Below are 15,141 nucleotides of genomic sequence, written 5' to 3'. Positions count from 1 at the left end.
AGGAATCGCAGTGAATGACCCCATCATCGGAAAAGCCGGGCAAGGGCGTACCGCACCCATCACAAGCCGTGCGGCCGACAAATTCTGTCTGTCCCCAGCATGTCCCGCACAGGCCAAAGTCGCTATCGACACCTTCGCCACACCCAAGACACCGGGGGGGATAGATTGCCGCGAGGGTTGTTTGTAAAAGGCCCATTGTGTTCCCAACAGCTGATGCAAATGAACCAGCCCATTGCCCTGACCGACTCTGCCGCCCTCGCCCGCAATCGCGCGCGCGCCAGTGACGACGCCCTGTTCCTGCAACGCGCGGCACGGGACGAGGTCGAAGATCGCCTGGAGATGGTTAACAAAGCGTTTCATGCGCCCGCGATTGTGACAGCGTTTCCGCAGGTGTGGCAGGATCGGATCGATGGGGCCACGATCGTACCCGAAACAGAGACCTTGGCGATCTCACCCAGTGAACACGATGTAGTGATCCACGGCCTTGGCCTGCACTGGGCCAATGATCCGGTGGGTCAGCTGATCCAATGTCGCCGCGGATTGCGCCCGGATGGGCTGCTGCTGGCGACTGCCTTTGGGGGGCAAACGCTGCACGAATTGCGCAGTTGTCTGGCCGAGGCCGAGATTGCCGAAACCGGGGGGCTGTCGCCGCGTGTGGCCCCCATGGGCGAGGTGCGCGATCTGGGTGCACTTTTGCAACGGGCGGGATTGGCCCTGCCAGTTGCAGATGCCGTTAAACTGAACGTGGAATACAAATCCATGTGGCACCTCATGCGCGATGTGCGGGCCATGGGCGAGGCCAATGCATTGGTCGCCCGACAACGCACACCGACCCGGCGATCCGTGCTGACGAAAGCCGCAGAGATCTATGCACGTAGCTTTCCAAATAACGCAGGTGGCATCACCGCCACCTTCGAATTGATCGTGTTGACGGGCTGGGCCCCGGATGAAAGCCAGCAGAAACCCCTGCGCCCCGGATCAGCACAGGCCCGACTGGCGGATGCCTTGCGCACGGACGAAACGTCGCTGCCAGATTGACCTATATCCAAAACCGTTTATCTGACCGGAGACACACCCTATGGAACGGCTCCAAATGCTTGATACCAGTAAGACCGCGATCAGACCTGCACATGCCAAGGACGACCACCCGGCGATCCCTCCGGCACGTGTTGGCATTCTGCTGGCCAATCTGGGGACGCCGGACAATTACGACTATTGGTCGATGCGCCGATACCTGAACGAATTCCTGTCGGATCGGCGCGTCATCGATTACAGCCCTTGGGTCTGGCAGCCGCTGCTGCAACTGATCATCCTGACAAAGCGGCCCTTTTCATCAGGTGCCGCCTACAAGTCGATCTGGAACCACGAGGCGGGGGAAAGCCCGCTGATGACAATCACCAAGGACCAAACGGCCAAGATCAAGGATGCGATGCATGCCCGTTATGGCGATCAGGTGGTGGTCGATTTCTGCATGCGCTACGGTAACCCCTCGACCAAGTCCAAGGTGCGCGAAATGCGCGAGGCGGGCTGCCAGAAAATCCTGTTTTTTCCGCTCTATCCGCATTATGCGGGCGCGACCTCAGCGACCGCGAATGACGAATTCTTCCGCGCAATGATGGAGGAAAAGTGGCAACCAACGACCCGCACGGTCGAACCCTACTTCGAGCATCCCAAGTATATCGAGGCGTTGGCGCAATCCATCGAACGCGCATACGGCGCAATGGACACTCGCCCCGACATTCTGGTGTGCAGCTATCACGGCGTCCCGATCCGCTATCTGATGGAGGGTGATCCCTATCACTGCCAGTGCCAAAAAACGACGCGTCTGCTGAAAGAGCGTTTGGGTTGGGCCGACACCGACATCAAAACGACATTCCAGTCAAAATTTGGCCCCGAAGAGTGGCTGCAACCCTATACCGTCGAAGAGGTGGCGCGACTGGCCGAGCAGGGCAAAAAGAACATCGCCGTATGTGCGCCTGCCTTTTCAGCCGACTGCATCGAGACGTTGGAAGAGATCAACGAAGAGATCAAAGAAAGCTTCGAAGAGGCGGGCGGCGAACATTTCACCTATATTCCATGCCTCAACGATGATGACGCACATATCGACGCGCTCAGCACCGTGATCGAGGAGAATCTGGGCGGCTGGCTGGACTGATACCGACCTGCATGCATTAAAACGCGTCCAAGAAACGAAAAAAGGCGGCACTCGAAAGTGCCGCCTTTTAAATTTTTAACTGCTTCCCTTAGGAAAGAGCTGCGGCCACGACGAGAACCAGCAACAGGGGCAGAATGATGCCGCCCGAGGAGCTTTGTGTTTCTTCGACAATGACAGGAGCTTCGATGATTGGCTCAGCAGGAGCGCCGGCAAATGCGGTCGAAGCAGCAGCGGTCAGAGCAGCAGCGAGAACGAGTTTTTTCATAGTAACCTCCAAATAAGCGCACTGGCAAACAATGCCAGAGCGGACCCAAGACTTACCTCGTAACTCTGTGTAAACAACAATCTTTGCCAAATGCAAACCTTGTTTCAGGGGGTTACGGGTCCTTGCGCCGCGATGTCGTCAAATTAGCAACACTTGGGTTCCCACATTCGCCATCTCGTACAGCTCTTCGATGTGCTCGTTGTAGAGGCCGATGCAACCGTTGGACGACTTGCGCCCGATCTTGCGGGTGTCATGCGTGCCGTGGATTCGATAATAGGTCCAGCTCAGGTGCAGCGACCGCGTCCCCAGTGGGTTTTGCGGACCGGGGCCGATATAATCAGGCCACTCGGGGTTGCGCTGCTTCATCGACGGTGTCGGACGCCAATCCGGTTCAGGATCCTTAAGAATGACCTTCGTGCGACCGCGACGGGTCAGGTCATCTGTCAGCGGCACACTGGACGGATAGAGTTTGTAGACCGTCTGCGCCTCGTTCCAGTAATGGACTGCGCGACTGTCGATATCGACAAGGATCGCGCCATTGCCCAGGTTGTCAAAATAGGGCCGCCAATCCAGCGTGCGGAAGCTGGAAATGTTGCGCCGTGCCGAGAGTGCCGGATCACGCGAGGCCTGACCGGCCGGAATATTCTGGGCGATTGCGGGTGTGCCCAAGAGCGCCGCAGATCCCGCCAAGAAGGCGCGGCGATTGGGTGTAAAAACTTTTGTCTTGGACATTGAATGCCTCTCCAAAGGTATGTTCTTGCCGTTGCGCTATAATTTATTGCGCGAAAGCCGCAGTCGCAAATCAAAGAGATGTCATCACGCGGCTTCATGCTCATGTGCGTTTGTATTGCAACGCTCAACGGGCTATCGACGTTCCAAACAATTAACAAGATGTGCCTGACTCATGCGTATACTCTCTTTTCTTGCCGTTGCACTACTGGCTTTGGGTGCCTGCGCCCCGGCCCCATCCAACCAATCCACCGTTGGCAGCGACGGGCGACCATTGCCCAAACTCTACCGCATCCGCAACAACGACACAGCCAAGCTGCAGTTCCGTATGGTTGACTCGGTCAACGCCCTGCGCAGCGCCCAAGGGGCTCCGCCGGTGCAGTTGAACCCGCAGTTGAACGCGGCTGCCGCAACCCATTCGCGCGACATGTCTGTCCAGAACCGCCCATGGCACTTTGGATCGGACGGGTCTTCGCCGATCGACCGACTCGCACGCGTTGATTATCAAGGTAGCCTGGTGGGCGAAAACATCTCGGAAACCTACGAAACCGAGCTGGAAACACTGGCCGCGTGGATGGAACAACCCGACACGCGCCGCACGATCCTGTCACCCAGAGCGCGCGACATGGGCTTTGCCTGGTTTCAGGAATCCAATGGCAAGATCTGGTGGACAATGGTGATGGGCGATCCATCGCAAGCACCGTTGATCCCGTCGTCGAACCCATCCGCCTCGCGTCTGGTCCCCGAACCGACCACGAACCCAGGCGAGACGGCAACGGACACTGCCGAAGAAGACCTCGTGACAATCAGCACGACGCCTTCGACGTGATCCTCAGGCGTTGATCTGGATTGGCGTGCCGTTCCGGACCATCGCATAGACATCTTCCATTTCGCGGTTTGTCACCGCCACACAGCCCCATGTCCAGTCCTCGCGATTGCGCTTGAACGGATTGGATTCGCCGTGAATAAAGATGTCGCCGCCCGGGGGTTTGCCCAATGCGGCGGCCTCGGCCCGGTCCTGCTCATTGGGATAGGAAATGCCCAAAGACAGGTGAAACTTGCTGTTGGGGTTGCGCCGGTCAATCAGATACCGGCCTTCGGGCGTGCGCCCGTCCCCTTCAAAGAACTTGTCACCAATCGGGGCAAAGCCGAGATCAATATCGTACTTTTCCAGAACGCGCCCGCCATGCAGCAGGAACATCTCGCGGTCGCCCTTGTTGACGATGACGTATGTGACCTCTGGCCCGTTATAGGTCTTGAATTTGCTCTGGGTGCATGCGCCAAGGCCCAAGGCCGCTACGCCACCCATCATTAAATGTCTGCGCTTCATCGAAATCCTGTCCCGCTCGGGTTATCTCATTTTTATTATGGCCGCGAAATAACACTGTTTTGTTGAAATTTCATAGATAGATTTTACGAAAAGCAATCACCTGACTGTGATTGACCCGTTTTAAGGGTCGCGCTGTTCCAGCTTGGCCTCGATAGCCTTGAGGCGCAGCATCACCTCATCGCGATAGGTGTCTGTGGCCGCATTGCTTTCCTCGGCATGGGCGTCCTGCATCGAATTCACGATCAGGCCGACCAGCAGGTTCACAACCGCAAATGTGGTGACCATGATAAACGGCACAAAGAACGCCCAAGCATAGGGGAATTCAGTCATCACCGGACGCACGATGCCCATCGACCACGATTCAAGCGTCATGATCTGAAATAGGGAATAACCGGACCGGCCCAAATCCCCGAACCAATCCGGAAACGCATCGCCAAACAGCTTGGTCGCCATGACGGCACCAATATAGAAAATCATCGCCATCAGGACAAAGACACTGCCCATACCGGGCAGGGCAGTCACAAACCCCTCGACCACACGGCGCAGACTCGGGGCCACCGAAATGACGCGCAACACCCTCAGGATCCGCAGCGCCCGCAACACCGACAGCCCGTCCGCACCGGGAGCCAGCGCGATGGCCACAATGATGAAATCAAAAATGTTCCAGCCGCTTTTGAAAAACTTGCCCCGATAGGCGATCAGTTTGACCACCAATTCGATCACAAAGATCGTCAGGCACACATTGTCGATAAACTCAATCAACCCGCCAAACAGCGCCTTGGCGGTGTCAGAGGTCTCCAAACCCAGGGTGATCGCGTTCAGAATGATCACAGCGAGAATAAAGTTGCCAACGCGCGGGCTTTCAATCCACTGCACAAGGCGGGTTCGGATGGTCATTTCGGGCTCTCCTTCAGTCGCGCGCATGGTGGGGCAAGACAAACGCGCCCACAAGCTCCACATGCGAGGACCATCGAAACTGGTCAACAGGCTGCACCCATTCGAGCACATATCCAGCAGCGCAGAGCGTTGCAGCGTCCCGGGCAAAGGTTTGCGGGTTGCACGAGACATGCGCAATCCGCGGGACACGAGCGGTTGCCAACTCAGCAATTTGCGCGACCGCCCCGGCCCGTGGCGGGTCAATCACAACCGCCTCAACCTTGGCCAACTCATCGGGCAACATGGGGCGTCGGAATAGGTCGCGGGTTTCCGATTTGACCCGTTTCAGACCCTGCGTCTGCCGCCATCCATGATCCAATGCGGCCACCATTTCCTGCGACCCCTCGACTGCGTGGACTTCGGCGATTTCGGAAAGGGGCAGCGCAAAAGTCCCACAGCCTGCAAAAAGGTCCATGACCGATTTGGCAGGCCCGACGATCTCTTGCACCAGCGCGGTCAGCGTGTCCTGCCCGTGCGTCGTGGCTTGCAGAAATGTGCCCGGCGGCGGAACAACCTGCGCATTGCCAAACCGTTGAGCGGGCGGCACACGCATTCCGATCAGCTCATCCTCCCAAGTGAGGCGCGCAAGACGATGGGTTTCACACAGACCTGCCAGAACGATGCGCAAGGGACCATCCAGCGGTTTGCCCCCGCTCACTGCCACATCCAAGCCTTCAAGGCTGTCGGTGACCGTCACGGCAAGCGCGCCCTTGCGGCTGGCCCCGGCAATCGCCAACGCCTCGGCCACGGGTTGGGCGGCCAGCACCGCCGGTGTCAGCAAAACGCAGGATGGCACTGGAATGATCGCATCGGATTTGCGTGCGTGAAAACCGACCATCGCACCCTTTTTCGTGCGACGCGCGGCAAAGGTTGCGCGGCGGCGGGATAGGGCCGGAGAGGTCAGAGTCGGTCGCACGTCAGTCTTGATCCCATGCACCGAAAGGGCCGTCACAACCACGTCGCGCTTCCACTGCGCAACGAATGGGTCACTGGCGTGCTGCAACTGGCACCCACCGCAGGATCGAAAATGCGGGCATGGCGGCGCGACCCGATCAGGCGAGGGCCTATCGATGCGCATATCGCTCAGGCTGTCGCCATCCGGCGTGCCGGTGATCACCTCACCCGGCAAGGTCAGCGGCACAAAGATCGGCCCCTGCGCCACGCCATCGCCCTGTTGGCCCAACCGTTCGATTGTCAAAACTGTCATGCGCTAGGCCCTAACCGCACTCGAGATCCGGCAAAAGCCCTATTCTGCGGCCTTGGTGTTGATGAAGCCACCGGATTGGCGCTGCCAGTACTTGGCGTACAGCCCGCCTTTGGTCAGAAGATGGTCGTGCGAACCCTCTTCGACCACGCGACCGGCATCCATCACGACGATCCTGTCCATCTCGGTCAGGGTGGACAGGCGGTGCGCAATGGCGAGTACCGTCTTGCCCTCCATCACACGGATCAGCGCAGATTGGATCGACGCCTCGACCTCACTGTCAAGCGCGCTTGTGGCTTCGTCCAGCACCAGGATTGGCGCGTCCTTCAGAATGGCACGGGCTAGGGCGATCCGTTGGCGTTGGCCGCCCGACAGTTTCACGCCCCGCTCGCCCAGATGCGCCTCGTATCCGGTGCGCCCCTTGTGATCCTGCAGGTCAAGGATGAACTCATGCGCTTCGGCCTTTTTGGCCGCCGCGATCATCTCGACATCGCTGGCATCGGGCCGACCATAAAGGATGTTGTCGCGGGCTGAACGGTTGAACATCGCCGTCTCTTGCGTGACCATCCCGATTTTGTGACGCAGACTGTCTTGGGTCAGATCTTTGGTATCATACCCGTCAATCAGGATACGTCCGTTTTCTGGTTCATAGAGCCGCAAAAGCAACGAGACGAGGGTCGATTTTCCGGCACCGGATGCGCCGACGATGCCGACCTTTTCGCCGGGCTTGATCACCAGCGAGATATCTTCGATCCCGCCGGTGTCGCGCCCATAGCTGAAGCCAAGTTGATCGAGCGTGATCTCGCCTTTGACGTCCTGCAATGCATGGGCGGATGGGGCATCTTCGACCCGTTGGCGAGGGGTCAGCGTTCGTACGCCGTCTTCAATCTCTCCGATATTGGAATAGATCGCCATCAGCGTGAAACTGACCCAGCCGGTCATCTGGGCGATCCGAATTGCAATCGCACCGGACGCCACGATATCACCGGGGCTGGCCAGCCCCCGCTGCCACATCAGGATCGTTCCACCCAGCAACAAGACTGGTAACAGACCCGCCAATGTCATCAGCGCCAGCCGGAAACTTGCGGACAAGACGCCGAAATGCACCGCTTGGGTGCGGAAAGCGGCCATCGCGCCCAAGGCCGCCTGATCCTCGTGAGCATCGTGAGCAAACAGCTTGACCGTCTTGATGTTGGTAATCGTATCAACGACTTGGCCCGAAACCATCGCCCGTGCCCCTGCCCGCGCAGCAGAGCGTTTGCGCACACGTGGCAGATACCACCGGATCAAAGAAAAATAGAGGATCAGCCACGCGCCGAACCCCAAGGCCACCCGCCAATCAATCGCCAGCAGCAACAACACCGACCCCGCAAGCGAGGCGAGGGCAAATGCGACGACGTTGATAAATTCACCGACCACGTCCGTCACCGCGCGCGCCGCCTGCATCTGTTTCTGCGCGATACGGCCCGCAAAATCATCGTCGAAAAAGCCGACGGATTGTCCAAGGGTCCAGCGGTGCAAACGCGACAGCACCAACGGATTGACGTTCGGCATGACCATAATCGAATTTGACGCCGCGCTTAGCCCAAACAGTACAGGCCGCGCGACCAAAAAGAAGACCAGCGCGCCGACGATCAGCCCGACATTTTCGACTGCAAAGAATCCTTCGGGACCAAGCGTCACAGTCGCATCAATCACCCGGCCAAGGATCAGCGCCGTGCCAGCCTCAAGTGCGCCAGCAGCAGCCGAGCAAGCGGCGGCCAGCCAAAGCGCAGGCCAAGCCCCAGACAAACACCAGCGCAGAAAGGACCACAGCTCTTGTGGCGGTGGCCCCTCGGCAGGTCGAAACGAGTCGATCCAGTTGGAAATCTTCACTCAGCAGCCTCGGTTGCGATGAACCCACCCGATTGGCGCGCCCAGAAATCTGAATATAGACCGCCCTGCGCCAAAAGCGCGTCATGCGTGCCGTCCTCGACGATTTTACCACCATCAATGACCAGAATGCGGTCCATTTGGGCAATGGTGGACAGGCGGTGCGCAATAGCGATCACCGTTTTGCCCTCCATCATCTGATAAAGCGTGTCCTGAATTGCCGCCTCGACTTCGCTGTCCAGCGCGCTCGTCGCCTCGTCGAGCACCAAAATCGGCGCGTTTTTGAGGATCACACGGGCCAACGTGACCCGTTGGCGTTGTCCGCCCGACAGCTTCACACCGCGTTCACCCACCTGCGCATCATATCCGGTGCGCCCCTGAGGGTCGGCGAGGCCAAGGATGAACTCATGCGCTTGCGCTTGCTTGGCGGCAGCGATCATATCCGCCTCACTCGCCTCTGGGCGGCCGTAAAGAATGTTGTCGCGCACGGATCGGTGCAGCAGCGAGCTGTCCTGCTGCACCATCCCGATGTTCAGGCGCAAGCTGTCTTGAGTGACCTCTGTGATGTCCTGACCGTCAATCAAAATACGACCCGCTTCTGGGTCATAGAAACGCAACAGCAGCTTGACCAACGTGGATTTGCCGGCACCGGACCGACCCACAAGGCCGACCTTTTCGCCGGGTCGGATCGTCGCCGTGATCGCCTCGAGCCCGCCCGTCTCCCGCCCATAGTGATGGGTCAGCGCATCAAGATGAATCTGCCCGGCACCCATCTGCAATGGCGGTGCATCCTTGGAATCGACCAAAGTGATGGGTTGCGCAATCGTCTCCATCCCTTCGGCCACAACTCCAAGCTGGCGAAAAAACGTGGTCAGTGCCCACATGATCCACCCGGTCATCGCGTTCAATCGCAAAGTCAGGGCGGTGGCCGCCGCCACGACGCCAACGCTGGCTGCTCCCTGGCTCCACAACACAATCGCCCAGCCAACGACACTGACAATCAGAAACCCGTTCAACGTCACCAGCACCACATCCATGATGGTATAAAGGCGCATCTCGGCAATGAAAGTCGTGCGCGTCATCTCGATCGCGTCTTTGGCGTAGGTCAGCTCGCGGTCGTGATGGGCAAACATCTTGACCGAATGGATATTGGTATAGGCATCAACAACACGCCCTGTCGTGGTTGATCGCGCATCAGATGCGGCTTGCGATGCCGGACCCACACGTTTAACCGTCCACGCAATCAGGCAGGCGTAAAGCGCAAACCAAAGCGCAAGCGGCAGCAACAACCGACTGTCGGCCAGCATCAGCAAAACCGCCGCACCGACCAGATAGGCCAGCGCGAACGAAATTGCGTCAAAGACCTGGAACACGACCTCACCCGCGGCTGGCGGAGTCTGCATGATCCTATTGGCGATCCGACCGGCAAAGTCATTTTCGAACCAACCCACCGACTGACGCAGCACATGTTTGTGCGACCGCCAGCGGATCAGCGTGCCAAAGTTGGGCAGGATCGTCTGGTTCAGCAGCAGCACGTCAAGCATCTGCAATGCAGGGCGCGCAATAAGGATGAACAGACCGACAACGATCACCTCGGTCCCGTAATCGGCCCAGAACGCCTCGGGCGAGGTGCCGAGCACATCAACGATCCGGCCCATGTAGTAAATCAGCCAGACCTCGATGGCGGCCACGATGACGGACATGATGGCGGCCAGAACAAACACCTTTTTGAAGGGCTGCGCATAGTCGCGCATAAACGGCCAAAGGTCCGTCGGCGGCGTGTCCGTCTCGCGATAAGACGTGTAAGGGTCGACAAGAGTTTCAAAGAACTTGAACATTGGGGGGTATCCGTAGGGGTATCAGGCAACATGCGTGTGACGTGGGCCAAGGCCCTTGCCGTCACTTCAGACGATCGGCGACAATATCAGGTGTCGTTCCAGATCCCGCGAAACATGTGCTTCCCTCCGTATCTGCGACAGGCATAGCGCGAGGCTGCGCGAAAGTCACGAGGCGAGCAGGTCGTTTTTGCTTTTCGTAAGGTTTGAAGCGAGCCAGTCCGCCTTCAATACCTTGAGAACGTCGCCCAAAGCGGGCCCGCTCAAGTCCGGTAAATCCTTGGCGGATATGGGGAATGGCGTTTCCGCGCCTTGCATCACTGCGGTGGCATCTGCCGGATCAAGCGGTTGGTTCGCCATGGCTGATCTAAGTAAGGCGGCGCCCAGCCCCGCCTGTTTGCCAGCAACATGACCCAGCGCCTGTGCGCCCAGCGGTGACGCGCAGTGTTCCCTGATCGAATCGAATATGCGGCTGTCTTTGCGGGACAACCTTAGGCGGTTGGATACATCCACGCCCCCAAGCGCGGCCAACCGGATCAGCGGATCAGGCGTTGCTTGCACCAACCCTTCAAGATGCACGATGGGGGCCAGAAAATCAGGCACCGCGCCGGGCAGAAGGCGGACCAGGACGCCCGTTTGATCCATGACCGCAACCGCTGGGGACGGGTCAGGCGTGGACAGCAGCTTCATTATCTCTGACCCGACACGCTCGGCCGACAGGGTTTCGAGCCCATCAAGATTCGACGCAATCCCATCCAGCGCGTCCGCGTCCCACCCCAATTGCGGATCGGCGTAGGTCGCGTGAAAACGGAAATATCTGAGGGTGCGTAGGTAATCCTCGCGGATGCGCTGCCCTGCATCTTCGATGAACCGGACATAACGGGCGCGTGCATCCGACATCCCGTCCAAGGGGTCGATGATGGTCCCGCGACGATCCGCATAAATGGCGTTCATCGTGAAATCGCGCCGCAACGCGTCCTCTTTCACATCTTTGGAAAAGGCAACGACCGCGCGACGGCCATCCGTGGCGACATCGCGTCGGAATGTTGTGACTTCAAGGGGGGTATCATCAACGACGACCGTGATTGTGCCGTGATCGATACCGGTGGGCACCGCGCGAAAACCAGCGTCGTTGGCCAGTTCGATCACCCGGTCCGGCAGCGCATCGGTCGAGATATCAAGATCGGACGCCGGTAGCCCCATGACCGCATTGCGCACGCAGCCACCCACAAACAGCGCACGATGCCCACCGTCTTCGAGCGTCTGGCACAAGGCCTGCGCCGCATCGTCCCGCAAGAATGCGGTTTGCGGATCTAAAGTGGGGGCAGTCGGTCGGTCCATGCGCGCAATATACGCGCGGTCGCGCCCCAGATGTAATAGGGGCCGTAGGGCACTGCGTAATATGACCGTTGCTGACCACGCCAATGACGCGATTCCACGACATAGTTGGCTGGGTTCAGCACGTGTGCCAGCGGCACGCGAAAGACTTCGGCAACCTCCCCCGCCTCGGGGACAGCCTCGAACTCCTGCGACAGCAACGCGACCACGGGCGTCATGGTAAAAGAGGTGACGGTTTCGTGCGGCGCAAAACTGCCAAGGATTTCGAGGTGAGTGTCGGGCAAACCGATTTCCTCCCGTGCCTCGCGCAGCGCGGTGGCAATCAGGTCCGCGTCACCGTCATCCTGCTTTCCACCCGGAAACGCGATCTGGCCCGGATGATGTTTCAGAGCCGAAGATCGCTTCGTCAGGATCAGGTCATATCCGTCACGACCCGCGATAATGGGCGCAAGCACAGCCGCAGGACGCAACTTGCGCCCCGGCGCGAGGGTCACGCCGGGGTTCAGGTCAAAGTCCGACGACGCATGACCCGCCCGTGCAAGGGCGGCACGGGTGCGCGCGATCAGGTCACTCACCGCTCTGATCTTCCGCCTCGAACCCGACGGTTGCCGGGTCGAGGTCGTAATGCGCCCCGCAAAACTGGCAATCTGCGGTCACGCGCCCCTCATCCGTTGTCATGGTCGAGATATCGCGCGCCGAATAGATCGACAGGCTTTGCCGCACCCTATCTTCGGAACAGGTACAGCCGAAACGCACGGGTTGGGTGTCGTAAACACGCGGTTGTTCCTCGTGAAACAGACGCAACAACAAATCACTCGGCGCAAGTTGCGGGCCGATCAACTCCATCTCCTCAACCGTATCCAGCAGGATATTGGCGCGGTTCCAGTTGTCCGATCCATCGCCATCCAACAGATCATCCGCCGTCAACACTTCGCCCGACCCTTCGCCCTTGGCGACAAGCGGCGAGGCTTTGGGCATGTGCTGCAGCATCACGCCACCTGCGCGCCAATGTTCCGCAATACCCGGTTCCGAGGACCGGCCAAAGCTCAACTGGAATCGGGTCGGCAACTGTTCGGACTGGGCAAAGTAAGACTCCGCACAGGCCGCAAGAGACCCGCCTGCAAGCGGGGTGATTCCTTGATACGGGGTCATGCCCTTGCCCTGATCGATGAGGATGGCGAAATACCCCTCGCCCACCTGTTCGAAGGGCGCGCCATCTGTCAGGCGATCCGCGTCATAGGTGGCATAGGCGCGAATACGCGCCACATCGCCTTCCTTCTCAGGACCGTAATAGTCGGTGGCGATCATGCGCACAGGGCCCTTGGACTGGACCTGCAGCGACAGTTTCCAGCGCAGTTTGACAGTCTGCCCGATCAAAGCGGTCAGCACAGCCATCTCTGCCACCAACGCCTCAACCTGGGGCGGGTAGTCATGTTGCCTGAGGATACCGTCCAACACACCGTCCAGACGCGCAACGCGTCCGCGAATGTCGGAGGCATCAAGTTGGAAGGGCAGGACGGTGTCGTCCCACGCGAGTTGCGAACCGATAGTCATGGGGTTTCCTTTGGCGCCACTGATTGGCATATCGACGCCCTATATAGGACGATGATCCGAAACTGAAAGAGGTGGCCCATGATCCGTCGTGTGGGACATGCGCCGCAACACGGGCGTAGATACATTCAACGCCCGGGTGCCTATGCCGTTTTGCAGCGCGATGCTAAGGTGTTGCTGACCTGCCAGTTTGACCCTGATCCCGATATCCAACTGCCCGGCGGCGGGATTGATCCCGGCGAGTCGCCCCTGCAGGCGTTGCATCGCGAAGTGTTTGAAGAGACCGGTTGGCATATCGCACAACCGCGTCGTCTAGGTGCGTTCCGGCGCTTTGTTTACATGCCGGAATACGATTTGTGGGCGGAAAAGCTGTGCCACATCTATGCGGCGCGCCCGACCCTACGCATCAGTGATCCAACCGAACCACACCACGTTGCGATGTGGATGCCTACCAGCTTTGCGGCAGAGACGTTGCGCAATGAGGGTGATCGCCTGTTCCTCTCACGTTATTTGTCGTCCGGCGTACAGTGATATTCAAAAAGAATACCGGACACATCGTCTGGAAAATCCATATCTCCGGCAAAATCTGACATCTTCCAAAGCATCGCCTCGAAGAAAGCGGGTCCTTTGACCTGGGCGAGCTCGCGCAGGATCTCGGCCAGTCCCTCCTCCTCGAGCATATCGCCATCGGGACCGGGGCATTCGGTCACCCCATCGGATAACAACAGCATTCGGTCACCGGGGTTGAGCTGCGTTTCAAACTGCGTGAACGAAATGCCCGACATTAGACCCACGGGGAATCCCCCCGGCCCAGTCTGTTCGATCGTACCGTCACGCCGCTGCACGGCCGGATGCGGGTGCCCGGCCTGGGCCATACGCACATGCCCGCTTGTCAGATCCACATCGGCGAGCAGCAAGGTAAAGTAATGCTCCGTCTCCATCTCATCAAGGACGAGGTCATTGAGCGTTTCGATAACCTGTTCCGGCGGGAGAAAGCTGTAGCTGCCATCATCCAACCGCTGCAACGCGACGTTCTGATCGGGGGCCGCAGCGGACAGATATCCGGCCAGTCGCGCCGTCATCAGCGCCGAACTGATTCCGTGGCCAGACACATCAATCGAGAACAACCCAAGATGTCCCTCACCCGCAGGGAAAAAGCCAACCAGATCGCCGCCCACATGCCCGCTGGAGCGCAACATCAACGACACATCGCTGCAATCAAAGGATTTGTGGCGCTCGCGGATCAGCGATTGCTGTAGCTTTTTCGCCTCGATCAAATCGTTATCGAGCGAATCGTAAACGCGCTGCAATTCGTCCAATGTGTCAGTGATCAGCCTGTTCTTCTCGGTCAATTCCCGCTGCATCCGCAGGATACGCTGACCCGCCGCGATACGCGCACGCAATTCGCTCGCATCCACCGGTTTGGTGACAAAATCGTCCGCCCCGGCCTGCAGCCCCATGGCGACCTCGTTCTTTTCACTCTTGGAGGTTAAGAGTATGAAATACCCATAGCGATCCCCCGACATCTTGCGAAACTCATTGCAGAATTCGAGGCCGTTCATCCCCGGCATCATCCAGTCGCTCAGGACCAGATCAGGATGCGCCTTGTGCGCAATCTCAAGTGCTTCTTCGGCAGAGCCCGCCTCATACACTTCAAAGCCCCAGCGCTTGATCGAACTGCTCAGGATCTTGCGCTGCAACCGACTGTCATCGACAATCAGCACCCGTGGCGGCACATCCCTCACGGCGGATACACTTTCGGATGCGTCGACGGCATCAATATTTTGGACGTCTGCATTCATCAAACTGCGCATTCCGAACTGCTTGCCCACTCTCTATCCCGGGCCGCTTAACGGGCCGTAAAACAAATTGGCCGAGTCCCTAAACCTTTAACGGTTACTGTTTTTTAACAGTCAGTGTGTTTGA

Annotated in this window: 14 protein-coding genes and 2 pseudogenes; 4 read left to right on the top strand and 12 right to left on the bottom strand. The window is 58.7% G+C overall.

Going from position 1 to position 15,141, the window contains the following annotated elements:
* Positions 1-7: 7 nt before the first annotated feature.
* A pseudogene (locus Q0908_RS20365) lies at positions 8-196 on the bottom strand (double zinc ribbon domain-containing protein); the annotation flags it as partial.
* Positions 197-219: 23 nt separating this feature from the next.
* Here Q0908_RS20365 and Q0908_RS05130 point away from each other — a divergent pair.
* Together Q0908_RS05130 and hemH are read left to right on the top strand one after the other, a co-directional pair.
* The gene (locus Q0908_RS05130) at positions 220-1,038 is read left to right on the top strand and encodes an SAM-dependent methyltransferase (protein ID WP_299281549.1); all 819 of its coding nucleotides are present in this window, start codon (positions 220-222) and stop codon (positions 1,036-1,038) included.
* A 55-nt stretch (positions 1,039-1,093) separates the two neighbouring features.
* Entirely contained in the window at positions 1,094-2,155 is a 1,062-nt protein-coding gene (gene hemH, locus Q0908_RS05125; RefSeq protein ID WP_299281548.1) for a ferrochelatase, read from the top strand.
* 88 nt (positions 2,156-2,243) lie between these two features.
* Here hemH and Q0908_RS05120 read toward each other — a convergent pair whose 3' ends face one another.
* Positions 2,244-2,420: a hypothetical protein gene (locus Q0908_RS05120; protein WP_299281547.1), complete on the bottom strand. Its 177-nt coding sequence runs from the start codon at positions 2,418-2,420 to the stop codon at positions 2,244-2,246.
* 138 nt (positions 2,421-2,558) lie between these two features.
* The gene (locus Q0908_RS05115; RefSeq protein ID WP_299281545.1) at positions 2,559-3,152 is read right to left on the bottom strand and encodes a L,D-transpeptidase; all 594 of its coding nucleotides are present in this window, start codon (positions 3,150-3,152) and stop codon (positions 2,559-2,561) included.
* A gap of 172 nt (positions 3,153-3,324) precedes the next feature.
* Between Q0908_RS05115 and Q0908_RS05110 the strand changes: the two are divergent.
* Positions 3,325-3,834 (top strand): annotated as a pseudogene (locus Q0908_RS05110) (CAP domain-containing protein); the annotation flags it as partial.
* Between the two features lie 147 nt (positions 3,835-3,981).
* Here Q0908_RS05110 and Q0908_RS05105 read toward each other — a convergent pair.
* The 8 genes from Q0908_RS05105 to Q0908_RS05070 form a co-directional block, all read right to left on the bottom strand.
* Positions 3,982-4,479 carry a L,D-transpeptidase family protein gene (locus tag Q0908_RS05105; protein ID WP_299281543.1) on the bottom strand — a complete coding sequence of 166 codons (498 nt, stop codon included), beginning with the start codon at positions 4,477-4,479 and terminating at the stop codon, positions 3,982-3,984.
* Positions 4,480-4,599: 120 nt separating this feature from the next.
* Positions 4,600-5,376 carry an ion transporter gene (locus Q0908_RS05100; RefSeq protein ID WP_299281542.1) on the bottom strand — a complete coding sequence of 259 codons (777 nt, stop codon included), beginning with the start codon at positions 5,374-5,376 and terminating at the stop codon, positions 4,600-4,602.
* A 13-nt stretch (positions 5,377-5,389) separates the two neighbouring features.
* Positions 5,390-6,622, bottom strand: a complete 1,233-nt coding sequence (locus Q0908_RS05095) for a class I SAM-dependent RNA methyltransferase (protein ID WP_299281541.1) — start codon at positions 6,620-6,622, stop codon at positions 5,390-5,392.
* Positions 6,623-6,661: 39 nt separating this feature from the next.
* Complete coding sequence (locus tag Q0908_RS05090; protein ID WP_299281539.1) at positions 6,662-8,494, bottom strand: ABC transporter ATP-binding protein; 1,833 nt, start codon at positions 8,492-8,494, stop codon at positions 6,662-6,664.
* Positions 8,491-10,329, bottom strand: coding sequence for an ABC transporter ATP-binding protein (locus tag Q0908_RS05085; protein WP_299281537.1), 1,839 nt, complete (start codon positions 10,327-10,329; stop codon positions 8,491-8,493). The genes Q0908_RS05090 and Q0908_RS05085 overlap by 4 nt, the downstream gene beginning before the upstream one ends.
* Positions 10,330-10,494: 165 nt before the next feature.
* Entirely contained in the window at positions 10,495-11,667 is a 1,173-nt protein-coding gene (locus tag Q0908_RS05080; RefSeq protein ID WP_299281535.1) for a CCA tRNA nucleotidyltransferase, read from the bottom strand.
* The gene (locus Q0908_RS05075) at positions 11,640-12,239 is read right to left on the bottom strand and encodes a CoA pyrophosphatase (protein ID WP_299281533.1); all 600 of its coding nucleotides are present in this window, start codon (positions 12,237-12,239) and stop codon (positions 11,640-11,642) included. The genes Q0908_RS05080 and Q0908_RS05075 overlap by 28 nt, the downstream gene beginning before the upstream one ends.
* Positions 12,232-13,218, bottom strand: coding sequence for an Hsp33 family molecular chaperone HslO (locus Q0908_RS05070; RefSeq protein ID WP_299281531.1), 987 nt, complete (start codon positions 13,216-13,218; stop codon positions 12,232-12,234). Before Q0908_RS05070 ends, Q0908_RS05075 begins: the two co-directional genes overlap by 8 nt.
* A gap of 78 nt (positions 13,219-13,296) precedes the next feature.
* Here Q0908_RS05070 and Q0908_RS05065 point away from each other — a divergent pair, with 78 nt between their 5' ends.
* Positions 13,297-13,746, top strand: coding sequence for an NUDIX hydrolase (locus Q0908_RS05065; RefSeq protein ID WP_299281529.1), 450 nt, complete (start codon positions 13,297-13,299; stop codon positions 13,744-13,746).
* Here Q0908_RS05065 and Q0908_RS05060 read toward each other — a convergent pair.
* The gene (locus Q0908_RS05060; RefSeq protein WP_299281527.1) at positions 13,722-15,029 is read right to left on the bottom strand and encodes a SpoIIE family protein phosphatase; all 1,308 of its coding nucleotides are present in this window, start codon (positions 15,027-15,029) and stop codon (positions 13,722-13,724) included. The two genes, Q0908_RS05065 and Q0908_RS05060, sit on opposite strands and share 25 nt — an antisense overlap.
* Positions 15,030-15,141 lie beyond the last annotated feature (112 nt).

The sequence above is a fragment of the uncultured Tateyamaria sp. genome, assembly GCF_947494755.1.
GTDB lineage: Bacteria > Pseudomonadota > Alphaproteobacteria > Rhodobacterales > Rhodobacteraceae > Tateyamaria.
The sequence above is the reverse complement of the archived record's forward strand: the minus strand, read 5'-3'. Positions and strand labels throughout refer to the sequence as shown.

Bases quoted from the DNA above. Each gene is read 5' to 3' on its own strand.
- Q0908_RS05130 (WP_299281549.1), top strand. From the start codon at position 220: ATGAACCAGCCCATTGCCCTGACCGACTCTGCCGCCCTCGCCCGCAAT.
- hemH (WP_299281548.1), top strand. From the start codon at position 1,094: ATGCTTGATACCAGTAAGACCGCGATCAGACCTGCACATGCCAAGGAC.
- Q0908_RS05120 (WP_299281547.1), bottom strand. From the start codon at position 2,420: ATGAAAAAACTCGTTCTCGCTGCTGCTCTGACCGCTGCTGCTTCGACC.
- Q0908_RS05115 (WP_299281545.1), bottom strand. From the start codon at position 3,152: ATGTCCAAGACAAAAGTTTTTACACCCAATCGCCGCGCCTTCTTGGCG.
- Q0908_RS05105 (WP_299281543.1), bottom strand. From the start codon at position 4,479: ATGAAGCGCAGACATTTAATGATGGGTGGCGTAGCGGCCTTGGGCCTT.
- Q0908_RS05100 (WP_299281542.1), bottom strand. From the start codon at position 5,376: ATGACCATCCGAACCCGCCTTGTGCAGTGGATTGAAAGCCCGCGCGTT.
- Q0908_RS05095 (WP_299281541.1), bottom strand. From the start codon at position 6,622: ATGACAGTTTTGACAATCGAACGGTTGGGCCAACAGGGCGATGGCGTG.
- Q0908_RS05085 (WP_299281537.1), bottom strand. From the start codon at position 10,329: ATGTTCAAGTTCTTTGAAACTCTTGTCGACCCTTACACGTCTTATCGC.
- Q0908_RS05080 (WP_299281535.1), bottom strand. From the start codon at position 11,667: ATGGACCGACCGACTGCCCCCACTTTAGATCCGCAAACCGCATTCTTG.
- Q0908_RS05070 (WP_299281531.1), bottom strand. From the start codon at position 13,218: ATGACTATCGGTTCGCAACTCGCGTGGGACGACACCGTCCTGCCCTTC.
- Q0908_RS05065 (WP_299281529.1), top strand. From the start codon at position 13,297: ATGATCCGTCGTGTGGGACATGCGCCGCAACACGGGCGTAGATACATT.
- Q0908_RS05060 (WP_299281527.1), bottom strand. From the start codon at position 15,029: ATGCGCAGTTTGATGAATGCAGACGTCCAAAATATTGATGCCGTCGAC.